The sequence below is a fragment of the Kitasatospora sp. NPDC052868 genome (assembly GCF_044547105.1).
Classification (GTDB): Bacteria; Actinomycetota; Actinomycetes; order Streptomycetales; family Streptomycetaceae; genus Kitasatospora.
The window spans coordinates 605,783-621,207 of the sequence record NZ_JBITZW010000002.1 but is presented as its reverse complement, the minus strand read 5'-3'; the positions used below and the strand labels follow the sequence as shown (position 1 = coordinate 621,207).

Annotated in this window: 13 protein-coding genes and 1 pseudogene; 10 read left to right on the top strand and 4 right to left on the bottom strand. The window is 71.0% G+C overall.

From position 1 onward, the window contains the following. Window position 1 precedes the first annotated feature (1 nt). Complete coding sequence (locus ACIGZJ_RS06400) at window positions 2-184, bottom strand: PT domain-containing protein (protein ID WP_396456247.1); 183 nt, start codon at window positions 182-184, stop codon at window positions 2-4. Further along, window positions 159-344 (bottom strand): annotated as a pseudogene (locus tag ACIGZJ_RS06395) (condensation domain-containing protein); the annotation flags it as partial. The pseudogene ACIGZJ_RS06395 and the gene ACIGZJ_RS06400, both read right to left, overlap by 26 nt. A gap of 102 nt (window positions 345-446) precedes the next feature. Here ACIGZJ_RS06395 and ACIGZJ_RS06390 point away from each other — a divergent pair. Beyond that, window positions 447-791 carry an acyl carrier protein gene (locus tag ACIGZJ_RS06390; RefSeq protein WP_396456210.1) on the top strand — a complete coding sequence of 115 codons (345 nt, stop codon included), beginning with the start codon at window positions 447-449 and terminating at the stop codon, window positions 789-791. Between the two features lie 246 nt (window positions 792-1,037). Beyond that, complete coding sequence (locus ACIGZJ_RS06385; protein ID WP_392932185.1) at window positions 1,038-2,483, top strand: glyceraldehyde-3-phosphate dehydrogenase; 1,446 nt, start codon at window positions 1,038-1,040, stop codon at window positions 2,481-2,483. Between the two features lie 122 nt (window positions 2,484-2,605). Here ACIGZJ_RS06385 and ACIGZJ_RS06380 read toward each other — a convergent pair whose 3' ends face one another. After that, on the bottom strand, window positions 2,606-4,594 hold the full coding sequence (locus ACIGZJ_RS06380; RefSeq protein WP_396456209.1) for a hypothetical protein: 1,989 nt from the start codon (window positions 4,592-4,594) through the stop codon (window positions 2,606-2,608). Between the two features lie 216 nt (window positions 4,595-4,810). Between ACIGZJ_RS06380 and ACIGZJ_RS06375 the strand changes: the two genes are divergently transcribed. The 8 genes from ACIGZJ_RS06375 (at window position 4,811) to ACIGZJ_RS06340 (ending at window position 14,205) form a co-directional block, all read left to right on the top strand. Then, on the top strand, window positions 4,811-6,163 hold the full coding sequence (locus ACIGZJ_RS06375; RefSeq protein WP_396456208.1) for an ABC transporter substrate-binding protein: 1,353 nt from the start codon (window positions 4,811-4,813) through the stop codon (window positions 6,161-6,163). Beyond that, window positions 6,160-7,092: a carbohydrate ABC transporter permease gene (locus ACIGZJ_RS06370; RefSeq protein ID WP_396456207.1), complete on the top strand. Its 933-nt coding sequence runs from the start codon at window positions 6,160-6,162 to the stop codon at window positions 7,090-7,092. The genes ACIGZJ_RS06375 and ACIGZJ_RS06370 overlap by 4 nt, the downstream gene beginning before the upstream one ends. Then, window positions 7,089-7,916, top strand: a complete 828-nt coding sequence (locus ACIGZJ_RS06365) for a carbohydrate ABC transporter permease (protein ID WP_396456206.1) — start codon at window positions 7,089-7,091, stop codon at window positions 7,914-7,916. Before ACIGZJ_RS06370 ends, ACIGZJ_RS06365 begins: the two co-directional genes overlap by 4 nt. Window positions 7,917-7,918: 2 nt before the next feature. Further along, complete coding sequence (locus tag ACIGZJ_RS06360) at window positions 7,919-9,697, top strand: glycoside hydrolase family 36 protein (RefSeq protein WP_396456205.1); 1,779 nt, start codon at window positions 7,919-7,921, stop codon at window positions 9,695-9,697. After that, on the top strand, window positions 9,694-10,701 hold the full coding sequence (locus tag ACIGZJ_RS06355; protein WP_396456204.1) for a LacI family DNA-binding transcriptional regulator: 1,008 nt from the start codon (window positions 9,694-9,696) through the stop codon (window positions 10,699-10,701). Before ACIGZJ_RS06360 ends, ACIGZJ_RS06355 begins: the two co-directional genes overlap by 4 nt. 183 nt (window positions 10,702-10,884) lie before the next feature. Then, window positions 10,885-11,991, top strand: a complete 1,107-nt coding sequence (locus ACIGZJ_RS06350; RefSeq protein ID WP_392932171.1) for a substrate-binding domain-containing protein — start codon at window positions 10,885-10,887, stop codon at window positions 11,989-11,991. Window positions 11,992-12,103: 112 nt separating this feature from the next. Further along, window positions 12,104-12,883, top strand: a complete 780-nt coding sequence (locus ACIGZJ_RS06345; RefSeq protein WP_396456203.1) for an ATP-binding cassette domain-containing protein — start codon at window positions 12,104-12,106, stop codon at window positions 12,881-12,883. Window positions 12,884-12,936: 53 nt separating this feature from the next. Continuing rightward, entirely contained in the window at window positions 12,937-14,205 is a 1,269-nt protein-coding gene (locus ACIGZJ_RS06340; RefSeq protein WP_396456246.1) for a sugar ABC transporter permease, read from the top strand. A 181-nt stretch (window positions 14,206-14,386) separates the two neighbouring features. Here the strand turns inward: ACIGZJ_RS06340 and ACIGZJ_RS06335 are convergent, their stop codons facing one another. Beyond that, window positions 14,387-15,346, bottom strand: coding sequence for a LysR family transcriptional regulator (locus ACIGZJ_RS06335; RefSeq protein ID WP_396456202.1), 960 nt, complete (start codon window positions 15,344-15,346; stop codon window positions 14,387-14,389). Window positions 15,347-15,425 lie beyond the last annotated feature (79 nt).

The following is a 15,425-nucleotide window of genomic DNA, read 5'->3' as shown; positions in this document are numbered from 1 at the left end:
GTCAGCACCGACGCCGGCGGCGGCTGGACGAACTGGAGCGGCCCGCGCTCCGGGCCCTCGGCCGGGCCGCCGACTGATCCGTCGGCTGATCCGTCGGCTGATCCGTCGGCCGGTCCGTCGGCTGATCCGTCGACCGGGCCGTCGGCGATCGCGGTGCGCAGCACGGGGTGGCGTTCGACCACATACCGCAGGGCCTGGTCGAGTGCCGGCGGGGCGATCGGACCGGTCAGTCGGAACGCCAGCGGGATGTGGTACGAGTCGGCGGTCGGGGCCATCAACTGGGCCTTCCAGACCGTCTCCTGTTGCTGCGTCAGGGGAATCCCGGCGCCATGTGCGACATGCATCGGCCACCTCCAGCTCGATACAATGTCACACATCAGATGTCACGTTAGAGTGACGTGGGTGATTGTGGTGTACGCCACAGACGGAACAGGGGGCACACGAGAATGAACCAGCAACAGCCGGGTGAGCAGGGCGTTTTGGGCGAGCAGGGCCTTTCGGGCGAACAGGGCGCCCCCGCCGCGCAGGGCCGGGAGGACGCGGCGGGCACGCTCTGGCAGGAGCAGCGCGAGACCGTCCGCGGCGTCTGGGAGCAGGCCCTCGGGCACCAGGGGTTCGGCGACGACGAGAGCTTCTTCACCGTGGGCGGCCACTCCCTGCTCGCCGCCCGGGTCGTCGCCCGGATCAACCGCGCGGCGCCGGCCCGGATCACCGTCCGCGACCTCTTCAACCACCCCACCGTGGGCGGCCTCGCCGACCTGCTCGCGACCCGGGCCTCCGCCGCCGCCTGAGCCCGGGAGGTAAAACCGCAGGGTGTCGCCCTACGGTAGGGTCCCGGCCTCGGAAGGGGTCGGGATCCGGCCCGGTATGCCGCGGCGGCCAGGTTTGGCCTGATCCGACCAGCGCGGCGGGGCCGGGCGGCCGGCCCGCCCACCGGCCCTGTGCAGCGGGAAGGCCGCGCTCAGACGGGTCCCCCCGCGAGAGCAAAATGGCCCAAAGCTAGCATGTACGCATCGCCTAGCTCGAAAGATGGACCTGTGACTGTCAACGAAGACGTGTTCACGAACTGGATGAACCGCGAGGAGATCGCGGAGTCGATGATTCCGATCATCGGGAGACTGCATCGGGAGAGGGACGTCACGGTCCTGCTGCACAGCCGCTCCTTGGTGAACAAGTCGGTGGTCAGCATCCTCAAGACCCACCGGTTCGCCCGCCAGATCGCCGGGGAGGAGCTCTCGGTCACCGAGACGCTGCCGTTCCTGCAGGCGCTCACCGCTCTTGATCTCGGCCCGTCCCAGATCGACATCGGCATGCTCGCCGCGACCTACAAGGCCGACGACCGCGGCCTCTCGGTGGAGGACTTCACCGCGGAGGCGGTCGCCGGCGCGACCGGCCCGAACAAGCTGGAGCGCCAGGGGTCGCGCGACGTCGTCCTGTACGGCTTCGGCCGGATCGGCCGGCTGCTGGCCCGCCTGCTCATCGAGAAGGCCGGCTCGGGCAACGGCCTGCGGCTGCGTGCCATCGTCGTCCGCAACAGCGGTGGCGAGGACCTGGTCAAGCGCGCCTCGCTGCTGCGCCGGGACTCCATCCACGGCCAGTTCCAGGGCACGATCACCGTGGACGAGTCCAACAACAAGATCATCGCCAATGGTCACGAGATCACGGTGATCTACTCCGACGACCCGACCACGGTGGACTACACCGAGTACGGGATCAAGAACGCCATCCTGATCGACAACACCGGCCGGTGGCGCGACCGCGAGGGCCTGTCGAAGCACCTCCGCCCCGGCATCGACAAGGTCGTCCTGACCGCGCCGGGCAAGGGTGACGTCCCCAACATCGTGCACGGGGTGAACCACGACACGATCAAGCCGGACGAGCAGATCCTGTCCTGCGCCTCCTGCACCACCAACGCGATCGTCCCGCCGCTGAAGGCGATGGCGGACGAGTACGGCGTTCTGCGCGGCCACGTGGAGACCGTCCACTCGTTCACCAACGACCAGAACCTGCTGGACAACTACCACAGCTCGGACCGCCGTGGCCGTTCGGCGCCGCTGAACATGGTCATCACCGAGACCGGTGCCGCCTCCGCCGTCGCGAAGGCGCTGCCCGACCTCGACGCGAAGATCACCGGCAGCTCGATCCGCGTCCCGGTGCCGGACGTCTCGATCGCGATCCTGAACCTGCAGCTCGCGCGTGAGACCAACCGCGAGGAGGTCCTCGACTACCTGCGCGACGTGTCGCTGACCTCCACGCTCAAGCGCCAGATCGACTTCATCACCGCCCCCGACGCGGTGTCGAGCGACTTCATCGGCTCGCGGCACGCCTCGATCGTCGATGCCGGCGCCACCAAGGTCGAGGGCGACAACGCGATCCTCTACCTGTGGTACGACAACGAGTTCGGCTACTCCTGCCAGGTGATCCGGGTCGTCCAGTACGTCTCCGGTGTCGAGTACCCGACCTACCCGGCTCCGGCGCACTGACCCTGCTCCGGCCCTGCCGTCGGTGACCTGCAAAGGCGCAGGTCGTGAGGCCGCCCCCGCACATCCGCGGGGGCGGCCTCGCCGTCGGGGCGGAGCCCGGTCCGGCCGTCGGCCGGCGGTGGTCAGCCCACCTGGGCCGTCACCGTGCGGCCCGGGGCGACGGTCTGGGTGACGTAGGTGTACGTCACCCCGTCCACCACCTTGGTCCGGGCCTTGCGCGGCACGCCGTCGACCGTGACGGTGGCGTGCACGCCGGGGAATCGGGCCTCCCAGGTGTAGGCGGACCCGCCGGACACGTTGGTCAGGGTCGACCTGGTGGCGCCGTCGTGGCGCAGCGAGAAGGTCTCGCCGCCGATCCGGAGGTCGTCGATCTTCAGCCAGTCCATGCCCGAGGGCAGCCGGGACTGGGTGGTGAGGGTGCGCTCGGGGGCGTTGGGGGCGACGCCCATCAGGCCCTCGACGGTCTGGCCGAGCAGCGTGAAGGAGACCTCGGGGTAGTCGCCGTTGGTGCCCTGCGCGGCGTTGACGTGCTGGACGTCCTTCTGGTCGTAGACGTGCTGCATCCACTTCCAGGCGGTGTCGTTGCGGTTGTTCCGGAAGAAGGTGTCGGGCAGGTAGGTGAGCGCCTCGATGTTGGAGGGCTGTCCGTCGCCCGAGGCCTGCTGGTCGATGTAGTCGAGGTAGGCGTCCAGCCGGGCGCCGGGGTCGATGATCTGCTTCAGTGGCATGAACCAGCTGTTCTCCATGCCCCAGCCGGTCAGCGCCCGCCCGTCGGTGGTGTAGCCGCGCACCATGTCCGCGCCCGAGCCGGTGCCGCTCCAGGTGGAGTTGAAGTAGGCCTTGAGGTCCCTGGCCTTCTTCTCGTAGGTGTCGGCGAGCGTGCAGTCGCCCTTGGCGCGGGCGAGCGAGGCCATCGCCAGGTAGGCCTGGTACTGGGAGCCGATCGCGTCGCCGGCCTCGGCGAGCGGCTCTCCGCTCTGCTCGTTGTAGCTGGCGGTGCCCTGGAAGATGCCCTTGCCGGTGCCCTCGGCGACCTTCACGGCGCCGTTGTCCTTGAGGCCGTCGTGCAGGGCGACGAACTCGTCGGTGGCGTGGCGGTAGAAGTTCCACAGGGCCGGGTCGTCGAGGTAGGAGCGGTCGCCGCTCCACCGGTAGGCCTCGGCGGCCTTCTGCACCAGCTCGAAGGTGGCGGGGACCTCGCGGACGAAGCGCGCGGGGCTGCCGTAGTCGATCGAGAGGTAGGTGGTGGTGTCGAAGTTCATCGCCCACACCGGGTAGTACTTGTGCTCCGTGGTGGCGGAGGCGGCGTACGAGCGCAGCATCGACTTGTTCGCGGCGCTCAGCCCGAGGACGCCCGCGCCGGACAGCTGGTGGGCGAAGTCGCGGGAGTAGTAGCCGCTGCGGTTGGCGTAGCCGGCCCAGTAGGAGGCGCCGTAGGTGCCCGTCCCGGTGCCGCCGGTGTTGCGCTCGTCGACGTTCAGCGGCCCCTGGACGCCCGGCAGTTGGACCCAGCTGTTGGCCTTGCGCTTGGACCAGTCGAACATCTCGACGATCCTCGGGTCCGAGGAGCTGATCCTGGGGTCGGCGGGTGAGGAGGGCGAGACCATCAGGTCGTCGGCGTTGATCCAGGCGTCGCCCGACTCGAAGGCGATCTCCAGCCTGTCGCCCCGGGTGAGGGCGATCCGGCTGAGCGTGTAGCGCCGGTAGTTGGCGGCGTCGGGCAGGGCCTGGGAGGCGGCGACCACGCCGTTGACCCGGGCGACGTAGCGGCCGCCGGTGCCGCCGGTGGCGATCCAGGCCGTGATGTCGTACGTGCCGCGGCCGGTGGCCGTCACGGTCTGGGAGATCTTCTTCCCGGCGCCGTCGTCGAGGTAGACCAGCTTCCCGCCGCCGTGCGGGTAGTTGGTGGCGACCCCGGTTCCGGCGGTGAACTGCCAGCCCGTGGCGCCCTGTTCGAAGCCGGGGTTGACGATGGTCAGCGGTGCCGGGGCGGCGGCCCCGGCGCGCGGGTCGCCGCCCTGGGCGGGTGCGGCGGACGCGGCCGGGACGCCGAGGGCGAGCGGTGCGAGCAGCGCGCAGGCGGTCAGCAGCGACAAGCGGGAACGGTTCATCGGGTTCTCCCGGGCTGTGGGGAAGCGGCCGGTCTTCGTCGGCCGGGGCCGGGGCACGCTAACAAGTCGCCGCGAAGACTTGCAATGGATCCGACAGAATTTCCTGACGGATAGAACTGAAAGTTTTCAACGAAGGCTTGCAAGTTTCGAGAACGCGTTGTTAGAGTCCCGGCTCGTCAGGGTCCGCAAGAGTGTGCGAGCAGGGTGGAAACAGCCATGGAGCTGGAACGTCGAAGAGTTCTGCAGATCGGCGGCGCGATCGCGGCCGGGGCCGGCCTCACCGGTCTCACGGCCTGTTCGGGCGGCAGTGGTAGCGGCAGCGGTGCGTCCGGGGCGGCCGGCGACCGGGACAAGGGCAAGATCACGGTCTGGTCCTGGCAGGGGCCGGCGGCCGAGATGAAGGCCCTCCTGCCGGAGTTCAACAAGAAGTACCCGGACATCGCGGTCACCGTCGAGGACATCGGCAACCCGGCGATCTGGGACAAGATCACCACCGCCATGGCGGCGGGCGGACAGGGCCTCGGCGACGTCCTGCACATCGGCGTCGACTACCTCCCGGGCTACGTCGAGAAGTTCCCGAACGGCCTCGCCGACCTGCACGCCTTCGGCGCCGAGGGCTACCGGGACGCCTTCGCCCAGGGGATGTGGCAGACCGTCTCGCCGCGCGGCGAGCGGATCAACGCGCTGCCCTGGGAGGCCAACTCGGCCGGCTTCTACTACCACGCCGACCTCTTCGAGCAGGCCGGCGTCGACGCCGACGCGCTGCAGACCTGGGACGAGGCGATCGAGGCCGGCAAGAAGATCAAGGAGAAGACCGGCGCCTACCTGCTCGGCATCGACAAGCCCGCCTCGCAGCCGGACGCCGCCAACTTCTTCCAGATGCTGCTCCAGCTCCAGGGCGCCTTCTACTTCAACCTCGACGGGGAGATCACCCTCGACTCCCCGGAGTCCGTCCGGGCCATGACGCTCATCAAGACGATGAACGACGCCGAACTGGTCAGCGACCTCGCCGGCGGCTGGAACGCCCTGATGAGCTCCATCAAGAAGGGCACCGCGGCCGTCCTGCCCTGGCCCACCTGGTTCGGCGGCATCATCGAGGAGCAGGTGCCCGAGGAGGCCGGCAAGTGGAAGGTCCGCCTCCCGCCGGCCGTGCGCCGGGGCGGGGCCACCGCGGCCACCGTGAACTCCACCCACCTGGCGGTCGCGGGCAGCAGCAAGCACCAGGCCGCCGCCTGGAGCTTCATCGAGTTCGTGCTGACCCGCCCGGCCTCCCAGGTCAGCATCTACAAGGGCAAGGGCATCGCACCGGCCCTGCTCAAGGCCTACGACGACGCGGTCTTCCACGAGCCGTCGGCGTTCTTCAGCGGGCAGAAGAAGGGTGAGATCTTCCTGGAGGCGCTCAAGGCACCCTCGTCCGCGGTCAACTACACCGCCGACTACGCCCGCGCGCTCAAGGTCGTCACCGACGCCCAGTCCAAGGTCCTGCTCAAGGGCGCCGACCCGGCCAAGGTCCTCAAGGAGGCCGCGGACCTGCTCGGCAAGCAGACCGGACGCAAGGTCGTGCGATGACCGCGACGCTCCTCGGCGGGAAGGCGTCCGCGCCCCCCGCCACCGGGGGCGCGGTCCGCCGTCCGCGCCCCCCGCGGGGGCGGCGGCTCGCCCCCTACCTCTTCGTCCTGCCCGCACTGCTGCTCTTCGCCGGGTTCAAGCTCTACCCGATCGGCTGGTCCTTCGTCCTCAGCCTGCACCGGACGGTCGGCGGGGTGGACACCTTCGTCGGCGCGGACAACTACGCCCGGCTGATCGAGGACCCGCTGTTCTGGACCGCGCTGAAGAACACCGGGGTCATCCTCGCCGTCCAGGTGCCGGTGATGCTGGCCCTCGCCACCGGACTCGCGGTCGCGCTCAACTCCACGCTGCTGCGCGGCCGGACCGTCTTCCGGCTCGGGTTCTTCCTGCCGATGGTCACCGGCCTGGTGGCGTACGGGATCATCTTCTCGGTGCTGCTCAACCAGGAGTACGGCCTGGTCAACTGGCTGCTCGGGCTGACCGGCATCGACGCGGTGCCGTGGCTGACCGACCCGCTCTGGGCGAAGATCTCCCTCGGCCTGGCGCTGAGCTGGCACTACACCGGCTACAACGCGGTGATCCTGCTCTCCCGGCTGCAGACCGTCCCGTCCGAGCTGTACGACGCCGCGGCCGTGGACGGGGCCGGTGCGTGGAAGTCCTTCGTCCATGTCACCCTGCCCGGCCTGCGGCCCGCGCTGCTGCTCACCACGGTGCTCTCCACCATCGGCACCCTGCAGATCTTCGACGAGCCGTACATCCTCACCGGCGGCGGTCCCGACAACGCGACCCTGACCATCGGTGTGTACCTGTACCAGACCGCCTTCAAGTTCTTCGACTTCGGCTACGCGTCGGCGATCGCCTACGCCCTCGCCGTGCTGATCGGGATCCTCGGCGTCATCCAGTTCCGCGTCCTGGGGGACAAGTCGTGACCACACGCCAACGCGGCAGGGGCATCCTGCTCACCTCCGGCCTCGCCATCGTGCTCGCCGTCGTCGGCCTCCCCTTCTACTGGCTGGTGGTCGCCTCCACGCACAGCTCGAAGGAGATCTTCGACAGTCCGCCGCCGATGCTGCCCGGCGGACACCTGCTCGACAACCTGAACACCCTTCAGGACTCGGCGCAGTTCGGCCGCGTCGTGCTCAACTCGCTGTTGATCGCGGCCGTCTACACCCTCTGTGCGGGCGCCGTCTGCACGCTCGCCGGCTACGGCTTCGCCAAGTACCGCTTCCGTGGCCGCGAGGCCGTGTTCGGGCTGCTGATGCTCGGGCTGGTGATCCCCGCCCAGGTCACCCTGGTGCCGCTGTTCCGGATGATGACCGACCTGGAGTGGCTGAACACCTACCAGGCCGTGATCATGCCCAACCTGGCGCTGCCCTTCGGGATCTTCCTGATGCGCCAGTCGATGGGCGCGCTCCCGGACGAGCTGCTCGACTCCGGCCGGATGGACGGCTGCGGTGAGCTGCGGCTGTTCCTGCGGGTGGCGCTGCCGCCGATGAAGCCCGCGCTCGCGGCGCTGGCGATCTTCCTCTTCCTCTACCAGTGGAACGACTTCCTCTGGCCCCTGCTGGTGCTGCGCGACGGCGCCTCGTTCACCATCCCGGTGGCCCTCGCCTCGCTGCAGGGCCTCGACGAGACCGACTACGGCGCGATCCTGGCCGGCACCTCGATCGCCGCGCTGCCGATGGCCGCCGTCTTCCTGGCGCTTCAGCGCCACTTCGTTTCCGGCCTTCTCGCCGGCGCTGTCAAGGAGTGAACGTGCAGACCCAGACCGTGAAGACCGGCGAGGCCGTGACGACCGCGGGACTCCCGCAGGCTCCCTGGGAGCCGCTGCTCGACGGGGTGTCGATCGCCCTGCTCGCCGAGGCCCCCGGCGTCCGGGCGGCCTGGACGCTCGGCGAACCGGCCGACGGGCTGCGGGTCCTGGAGGTGACGGCCGGGAACTCCCCGGTCGAGGTCCGCTTCTCCGTGCCGCTGGGCGACGCCGTCGGCTACTGGCACCCGCAGGGCGGGTGGCGGCGCACCCTGCTCGCCGACTGGGAGGGCCAGGCCCGGGTCTCGCTGGTCGCCGGGCACGCCGCGGGCTGCCTCTACGACCAGTCCGGCGCCACCATGCTGGCCTTCGCGGCGACCGACCCCGTCCCGGAGACGTCGGTGCGCTTCGGGGTGTCGGAGGAGGACGACACCCACGTCGTCCACCTGAGCCTGCCGGCCTCCGAGCGGCCGCACCGGCTGCTGCTGGTCCCGCGGGCGCCCTCGGTGGCCACCGCGATGCGGCTGCTGCGCGGCTGGTTCGCCCGCTCGACCACCCCGATGAAGGTGCCCGGGTCGGCCCGTACGCCGGTCTACTCGACCTGGTACGCCTTCAACCAGAACGTCGACGCGCAGGCCGTCGAGACCCAGGCCGACCTGGCCGCCGGCCTCGGCTGCGGGGTGCTGATCCTCGACGACGGATGGCAGGAGCAGGGCCACGGCCGCGGCTACGCGGGCTGCGGGGACTGGCGGCCCGACCGGGCCAAGTTCCCCGACTTCGCCGGACACGTGGCGCGCGTCCAGGAGGCCGGGCTGCGGTACATGGCGTGGGTCGCGCCGCTGCTGCTCGGCCCCGACGCCGAGTGCTTCGCCGAGTGGGCGCCGTTCGCGCCCACCCCCGCCGGGGTGCCGGGCGCGTACGTCCTCGACCCGCGCCGGCCCGAGGTCCGGCGGCACGTCGTCGACCGGATGGCGGGCCTGGTCCGCGAGTCGGGCCTCGACGGGCTGAAGGTCGACTTCCTCGACCAGGCCATGGTGTACGCCGGCGACGGTGCGGGGGACGTCGGCCAGGCCATGATCACGCTGCTGACGGAGCTTCGGGACGCCCTGGAGGCGGCCCGCCCCGACCTGCTGCTGGAGCTGCGCCAGCCCTATGTCGGCCCCGGCATGGCGCCGTTCGGCAACATGCTGCGGTCCTTCGACTGTCCGGCGGACGCGCCCGCCAACCGGGTGCGCACGCTCGACACCTCGCTGCTCGCCGTCGGCGGCGCCGTCCACTCGGACATGCTGCTGTGGTCCCCGGACGCGCCCGTCGAGGCGGTGGCCCGCCAACTGATCGGCGCCCTGCACTCGGTGCCGCAGATCTCGGTGCGGCTCGACCGGATCCCGCAGGCGCACCGCGACGCGATCGCGTTCTGGCTGCGGCAGTGGCAGCGGCACGCCGACCTGCTGCTGGACGGCGAGGTCGAGCCCGGCCGCCCCGACGAGCTGTACCCGCTGGTGCGGGCCGCCGCGGGCGACCGCGCCCTGCTGAGCGTCCACGGCGACCTGGTGGTGCCGCTGGACTTCGCCGCGTACCGCCGGGTCCAGCTGGTCAACGGCTCGGCCGGGGACCGGGTGGTGGTGGAGGTACGCGGTGGCGGGGTCTGGGTCCAGGGCGAGATCCACGGCCCCGACGGCCGTATCATGGAGGGCTCGCTGGAGTTCATGCCGGACGGTCCCCGACCGCTGGCCGTCCCCCGCGGAGGACTGGCAACGCTCACGATCACGGAAGGACCACGATGAAGGTCGGGATCACCGACGTGGCAGCCCGCGCGGGAGTCAGCGAGGCGACTGTCAGCCGGGTGATCAACCGGCGCCAGGGCGTCTCGAAGAAGACCAGGGACGCCGTCGAACTGGCCATGGCCGAACTCGGCTACGAACGCCAGACCCAAGGTCAACTCGTCGCGGTGATAACCGAGTTCGTCTCGAACCCGTTCTTCGCCGACGTCGCGGAGCGGATCGAGTCGGCGCTCGCGCCGCACGGGCTGAAGACGGTGCTCTGCCCCGCCTTCCCCGGCGGGGTGCAGGAACGGGACTTCATCGCCACGCTGGTGGAGAAGGGGATCGCGGCGGTCGTGTTCCTCTCCGCCTCCAACACCGTCGACGGCGCGGACCTGGAGACGTACGAACTGCTGCGCCAGCGCCGGGTGCCGTTCGTCGGGATCAACGGCGAGTTCGCGGACGGCGTGCCCACCCCGGTCTTCTCCACCGACGACGCGCTCGCCGCCGAGCAGGCGGTCGACCACCTGTACCGGCTGGGGCACCGGCGGATCGGGATGGCCTCCGGACCGGCCGGCAACCACCCCGCCGACCGCCGGGTGCAGGGCTTCCTGGACGCGATGGCCCGACGGGGCATCGAGGGCGCCGAGGACTGGGTGATCCGCCAGTCCTACACGGTGGAGGGCGGCCAGGCCGCGGTCGGCCCGCTGCTCGCCCGCGGGGCCACGGCCATCGTCGCGGCCAGCGACTACATGGCCCTGGGCGCGATCCGCGGGATCCGCCGCCAGGGCCGCAGCGTCCCGGGCGACGTCTCGGTGGTCGGCTACGACGGCTCGGCCATCACCGAGTTCGTCGACCCGCCGCTGACCACCGTCCGCCAGCCGGCCGACCGGCTGGCGCTGGAGGTGGGCCGCAGCATCCTGGCGCTGGTCAGCAATCGGGAGGTGCCGACCGGCGAGCTGCTCTTCGACCCGGAGCTGGTCATCCGCTCCTCGACGGGACCGGCCCCGGCTTCGGACCAGGCCTGACCGGACTGCACTGCACCACGACGGCCCGCCGGCTTCACCCGGCGGGCCGTTTCGGCTGTCCGGGGGGTGCCAAGGGGTGTCCGAGGGGTTCCGGCTACCCGTTCGGCGCAGCCCGGATCGTGGGGACGGCCCCGGGTTCGCACACTCGGAGGCGGGGGTGGACTCAACTGGAGAGGCATCCTCATGAGCATCGGGCTTCGCCGCGCCGTCGCGGTGGCCGCAGTGGTTTCCGTCGGGCTCGGACTGGCGTCGTGCGGCAGCGCCAAGCAGTCGACCGGCAGCTCGTCCTCGGGCAGCGCGAGCGGGGGCGGGGCGATCAAGATCGGCCTGCTGCTCCCGGAGACCAAGACGACCCGGTACGAGCAGTTCGACCGCCCGCTGATCGAGCAGAGGATCAAGGAGCTCGCGCCGAACGCGCAGATCGACTACTACAACGCCAACGAGAACGCGACCACCCAGCAGACCCAGGTGGACACCGCGCTGACCAAGGGCGACAAGGTGCTGATCCTGGACGCGGTGGACTCCAAGTCGATCCAGTCCTCCGTCCAGAAGGCGCACGACGCGGGCGTGAAGGTGATCGCCTACGACCGGCTGGCCCAGGGCCCGGTGGACGCGTACGTGTCGTTCGACAACAAGAAGGTCGGCGAGCTCCAGGGCCAGGCCCTGGTGGCGGCGGTGGACGGCAAGGCGGACGCCGGGTCGATCATCATGATCAACGGGTCGCCCACCGACCCCAACGCGGCCGACTTCAAGGCGGGCGCGCACAGCGCGATCGACGGCAAGCTCACGATCGGCAAGGAGTACGACACGCCGAACTGGGACCCGAACAACGCCAACCAGGAGGCGTCCGCGGCGATCACCGCGATCGGCGGCCCGAACGTGGTCGGCGTCTACTCGGCCAATGACGGCATGGCCGCCGGTATCGCCACCGCGCTCAAGGCGGCCGGCCTCAGCGTGCCGCTGACCGGCCAGGACGCCCAGCTGGACGCGGTGCAGCGGATCCTGGCGGGCACCCAGACGATGTCGATCTACAAGCCGTTCAAGCCCGAGACCGACGCGGCCGCCCGGATGGCGGTGGCCTTCGCCGAGGGCAAGACCCCGGAGCCCGAGCTGATCCCGGTGACCGTGACCAACGGCAGCGGCAACAAGGTGCCGGCCGACCTGATCACCCCGATCGTGCTGACCAAGGACAACATCAAGACCACGGTGGTCGCCGACGGCCTCTACACCGTCGCGCAGATCTGCACGCCGGACTACGCCGCCGCCTGCGCCCAGGCCGGCCTCACGTAGCGGGGCCCGCGTGACCGGGCCCCCGAAGGCCCGTACGCACGCGCCCGGAACGCCCGTAGCGGAACACGCCCCGCCCCCCGGACCGGCGGGCGGGGCAAGGGAGTTGGTCACTGTGGCAGGTGAGACCGTACTGGCCCTGCGCGGGGTCTCCAAACGGTTCGGCGCCGTGCAGGCGCTCACCGACATCGAGCTGGAGGTGCACACCGGCGAGGTGCTGGCGCTGGTCGGCGACAACGGCGCTGGCAAGTCGACGCTGGTCAAGGCGATCGCCGGGGTGCACCAGCCCGACGAGGGCGTCATCGAATGGGAGGGCCGCCCGGTCTCCATCCACCGCCCGCAGGACGCCCAGCACCTGGGCGTGGCCACCGTCTACCAGGACCTCGCGCTCTGCGACAACCTCGACGTGGTCGGCAACCTCTTCCTGGGCCGGGAGATCCGGCGGTTCGCCGTCCTCGACGAGGTCGAGATGGAGAAGCGCTCGCGCGAACTGCTCGACACGCTGTCCATCCGGATCCCCAGCGTGCGGATCCCGATCGCCTCGCTCTCCGGCGGCCAGCGCCAGGTGGTGGCCATCGCCCGCGCGCTGATCGGCTCGCCCAAGGTCGTGATGCTGGACGAGCCGACCGCCGCGCTCGGCGTCGAGCAGACCGCCCAGGTGCTGGACCTGGTCGAGCGGCTGCGCGAGCGCGGCCTCGGCGTGATCCTGATCAGCCACAACATGGCCGACGTGATGGCGGTCGCGGACACCGTCGCGGTGCTGCGCCTCGGCCGCAACAACGGTGTCTTCGACCGGCGTTACACCAACCAGGAACAGATCATCTCGGCCATCACCGGTGCCACGGACAACGCCGTGACCCGCCGGCAGGCCCGCGGCACGGAGGGCTCCCAGTGACCGAGAACTCTCCCGGCGAGGAGCCGGGCCGGCACGTCCTGCCCGAGGACAGCATGCCCAAGGGCGGCGTCAACGCCCCCGTCCCGGTGGCCGCGTCGGCGACCCCCGCCGTGGACCCGCGGCTGATCGTGCGCCAGGAGGGCGTCAAGGGCTACCTGATCGAGTTCCGCCGACGCCTGAGCAGCGGCGAACTCGGCTCGGTGCCCGTGGTGCTGGCGCTGATCGTGATCTGGGCGGTGTTCGGCAGCCTGGACAGCAGCTTCCTCTCCGCGCAGAACCTCTCCAACCTGTCGCAGCAGATCGTCGGCACCGGGATGATCGCGATCGGCGTGGTCTTCGTGCTGCTGCTCGGCGAGATCGACCTCTCGGTCGGCTCGGTCAGCGGCCTGTGCGCGGCGATCTTCGCCGTCCTGAACGTCACCCACGGCGTCAACGAGTGGGTGGCGCTGCTGGTCGCCGTCGCCGGCGGCGCGCTCGTCGGCCTGATCCAGGGCGTGTTCTTCGCCAAGGTCGGGGTGCCCGCCTTCGTGGTCACCCTCGCGGGCAACCTCGGCTGGAACGGTGCGATGCTGCAGATCCTCGGCTCCAGCGGCACGGTCAACCTCCCCGGCAACGACATCGTCTCGCGGCTCTACAGCACCATCTTCGGGCAGCAGGCCGCCGCCTACGGGGTGGCGCTGGCGGGAGTGGCGCTGTTCCTCCTCTCCTCGCTGGTCGGCGCCCGACGGCGGCGGGCCGCCGGGGTGCCCTACCGGCCGCCGACCGACCTCGTGCTGCGCACGGTGGCGCTCGCGATCATCGCGTTCCTGGCGGCGTACACGCTCAACCAGTACAAGGGGCTGCCGCTGGCGCTGCTGATCTTCCTGATCTTCATCGTGATCCTGGACTTCGTGCTGCGCCGCACCGCCTACGGCCGGCAGGTGTTCGCGCTCGGCGGCAACATCGAGGGCGCCCGCCGGGCCGGTATCAACGTGTCGTGGATCCGGATCAGCGTCTTCGTCATCTGTTCGACGATGGCCGGGATCGGCGGCCTCTTCCTGGCCGGGCAGATCCAGTCGGCCAGCCAGACCTCCGGCGGCGGCAACCTGCTGATGAACGCCATCGCGGCGGCCGTCATCGGCGGGACCAGCCTGTTCGGCGGGCGCGGTACCACCTGGTCGGCGCTGCTCGGTGCGCTGGTGATCGGCTCGATCCAGTCCGGGATGAACATCGAGGGGCTGAGCAACGCCATCCAGTTCATGATCACCGGTGCGGTGCTGCTGGCCGCGGTGGTCGTCGACTCGCTCGCCCGCCGCACCCAGAAGGCGGCCGGCCGGGCCTGACCGGACGCCACCCGGGGGCCGTCGACGCCGATCGGCCGGGGCCATAGCCGCTGACACATGGGCTGAAGGCCCCGGCCGATGGGCTGTTCCCGGCGCCGCGCCGATCGGGCAGCCTCGTCTCCGGACGGTCCCGCGGTCGGCGGGCCGGGTGGCGGGGGAGGGGTGGGGGAGAGGGTGGTGGTCAGCTGTCGGACCGGTCGCTGCGGTCGGACCGGTCGGCGGTGGGGGAGGTGGGGTCGGCAGCGGAGGACACGGGGGAGGCCGGGGCGGGCTCGCGGGCCAGGGCGAGCAGGGCGCGCTCGGTGACGGTGAGGGCGTGGTCGGCGCGGTAGGCGGCCGAGATCAGGCGGCGCGGCGGGGCCGGGTGCACATCGAGCCGGGTGAGTTCGGCGCCGGCCAGTTCGCGGTGGACGGCCGGCCGGGAGAGCAGCGCCACGCCGTGACCGGTCTCCAGCAGCCGCTTGATGGCCTCGGCGGAGCCGACCTGGGCGGTCCTGGCCTGCTGGAGGCCCCACAGGGCGAGGGTCTCCTCCTGGGCACGGCGGTCGCTGGAGCCGGCCTCGCGGAGCAGGAACACCTCCCCGGCGAGTTGCGCGGGGGTGATCCGGTGACCGCGCAGCCGGTGGCCGCGCCCGGCGGCCAGGACCAGCTCCTCCTGGGAGAGCGGGAGTTGGACCAGGCGCTCCTCCCGCAACCGGCCGGCGACCAGGGCGATCGAGCAGGCGCCGGAGAGCAGCCGCCGGGCGATGTCCTCCTGGTTGCCGATGTGCAGGTCCACCGCGACCTGCGGGAAGCGCCGCCGGAAGGCCTGCAGCAGCGGGGGCACCAGATAGCTGCCGACGGTGGTCGTCGCGCCGATGGCCAGGACCGGGGCGTCGGCGCGGCCCGCCGCCCGGGTGGCCTCGCGGGCCTCGGCGGTGAGCCGGACGAGGTCGCGGGCGTAGCCGGCGAGGACCGTGCCCGCGTCGGTGGGGCGCAGTCCGCCCGGCCCGCGGAGGAGGAGTTCGGTGTCCAGGTCCTCCTCCAGCTGGCGCAGGTGCTGGGAGACGGTGGGCTGGCTCACCCGGAGCCGCCGGGCCGCGGCGGAAAGGCTGCCGGCCTCCAGGATCTCCAGGAACACCTGGAGTCTGCGGATATTCACTGGTCCCCCGAGCGGATATGCGGAGCGGGTGGCACCCGGGCGGGCCACAGGATCATAAGGGCAGGTCGGAGCAGGGGCA